The sequence below is a fragment of the Nocardiopsis sp. TNDT3 genome (genome assembly GCF_003427465.1).
GTDB classification, from domain to species: domain Bacteria; phylum Actinomycetota; class Actinomycetes; order Streptosporangiales; family Streptosporangiaceae; genus Nocardiopsis; species Nocardiopsis dassonvillei.
Map to the genome: position 1 here is coordinate 1 of NZ_QPFC01000799.1, position 2001 is coordinate 2001.

The window sequence follows — 2001 nt, forward strand, 5'->3', positions numbered from 1 at the left end:
GGGCGGAGCCGAGGTCCTGCGGACCGAGGCCGCCGAGGAGGGCGTCCAGACCGGGGGCGAGGCCTTCCGGCGGACCGTGCTGGAGCGGGGGTACGCCCCGGAGGAGACCCACCGCGTCCTGGGCCTGGACCTGGCCGCGCTACCCGCCCTACCGAAGGCTCCCGAGGGCGTCGAACTGCGGCCCTTCGGCGACTACGCCGACGACCCGCGGGAGATCTACGAGGTCGACAGGCTGGCCAGCCTGGACGAGCCGGGCGCGGACTCCTGGTTCCCCTCCTACGAGGGGTGGCGCAAGGACGTGTGGGAGCACCCGCTGCGCGCACCGGACCTGTCCCTGTTGGCACTGGTCGAGGGCGTGCCGGCCGCCATCACCTGCTACGTCAGCGACGGGGAGACCCGGATGGAGTCGTCCATGACCGGCACCCTGCGCGAGTTCCGGGGGCGCGGCCTGGCCGGGTACGCCAAGGCCGCGGCACTGCACCGGGCGCGTGAACGGGGCATGCGCTACGCCTACACCGGCAACCACGAGGACAACGCGCCGATGCTGGCCGCGAACCGGCGGCTCGGCTACGCCCCGGTCGGTTCCGAGACCGTCTACGTCCGGCGGCTCAGGGGTTAGCGGACGGCCCCGGCGGCGCCCCGGGCAGCCCCAGCTCCCGGAGCAGGTGGGCGTAGAGCCCGTCCGCCCAGGAGAGTTGGTCGTCGGAGGGCAGGACGTCGAAGGCCCGCACCTCCACGGTCTCGAACTCCCCGGTCAGCGGAGCCAGCGCGGTCACCTGCGCGTGGGTGACCACCGTGACGTGACCGCCGGAGAGCACGTAGTGGCCGACGGGACGGATGTCGCCGAGGGTGGCGCCGGCCTCCTCCCGGGCCTCGCGGCGCGCGGTGTCCTGGAAGGTCTCCTCCGGTTCGGCGTGACCGCCGGGGAACTCCCAGGCCCGGCGCCGGTTGCGCACCAGCAGGGGCCGGTCACCGGTGTAGGTCAGGCACACCACGGAGTCGTGAACCTCGGGGAGGACCCCCAGACGCACGACGGCACCGCCGAGCGGAGCGTCTCCGCCCGGCGGTGCGGTACCACCGGTTCCGTGGAAGGGGCTCAGTCCCGGTCCTCGCGGCCGCGGTGCCGTTCGTCGCGGTCGCGGTCGCGCGGGGACGCGTCCTCCTGCGGCTCCTCCAGGGGTTCCTGCTCCTCGGCGTCGGTCCAGACGATGCCGTCCTCGGCGTCGTAGTCGACCAGCTCCATCCCCTCCAGGGCGGCCAGCCGCTCGTCGGCGTCGGTGACGCCGTCACTGTCCACGGCCGAGGCGCGCGAGAAGTACTCGCGGGCGTCGTCCTCGCGGCCCAGTTCCTCCAGGACGTCGGCGTAGGCGTAGAAGAGGCGGGCGACCCACGGGCGGGCGCGCCTCTCCTTGAGCTCGGGCACCTGGAGTTCGGCCAGGGCAGCCTTGGTGTCGCCCATGTCCCGGCGGGCCCCGGAGGCGACGATGCGCAGCTCGATGCGGTCGGCCGCGTCCAGGTTCTTGGCGGCCGGGTCGTTGGTGATCTCCAGCGCACGTTCGGGACGGCCCAGGCCGCGCTCGCTGTCGGCCATGATGGCGAGGAAATTGTCGCGTCCGCTCATCCGGCGTGCGGCGCGCAGGTCGGACAGGGCCTCCTGCCACTTGCCCATGGTGTAGGCCGCCACACCGGAGGCCTCGCGGACGCCGGGAACGCGCGACGCCTTGCGGCGCGCGTAGGCCGCGTGGGCGTAGGCCCGCTCGGGGTCCTCGTCCAGGAGCATGCCGGCGGCGACGATGTGCTTGCCGACCAGTTCGGCCAGAGACTTGGGCAGCGAGTGGAGGTCACGCCTGGTCTCGGGGTCCAGCTGGGAGTAGCTGACCTCCGCCGGGAGCTGGGGCGCGACGTCGGCCGGGTCGCGGTCCTCGCGCGGCGCACGGCGGTCGTCACGCCGGTCGTCCCGACCGCGGAAGCCGCCGCCCCTGTTGTCGTCGCGACCGCGGA

The 2001-nt window shown here is 73.9% G+C and carries 3 protein-coding genes; 1 reads left to right on the top strand and 2 read right to left on the bottom strand.

Going from position 1 to position 2001, the window contains the following annotated elements:
• The coding region (locus tag DQW06_RS19605; protein WP_157983497.1) for a GNAT family N-acetyltransferase at positions 1 to 619 on the top strand (619 nt) is incomplete at its 5' end.
• On the opposite strand, the gene DQW06_RS19610 is transcribed toward DQW06_RS19605, so the two are convergent.
• Together DQW06_RS19610 and DQW06_RS19615 are read right to left on the bottom strand one after the other, a co-directional pair.
• Entirely contained in the window at positions 609 to 1031 is a 423-nt protein-coding gene (locus DQW06_RS19610; RefSeq protein WP_013154055.1) for an NUDIX domain-containing protein, read from the bottom strand. The two genes, DQW06_RS19605 and DQW06_RS19610, sit on opposite strands and share 11 nt — an antisense overlap.
• 65 nt (positions 1032 to 1096) lie before the next feature.
• Positions 1097 to 2001 (bottom strand): hypothetical protein (locus DQW06_RS19615; protein ID WP_232833086.1); only part of this gene is annotated, 905 nt, incomplete at its 5' end.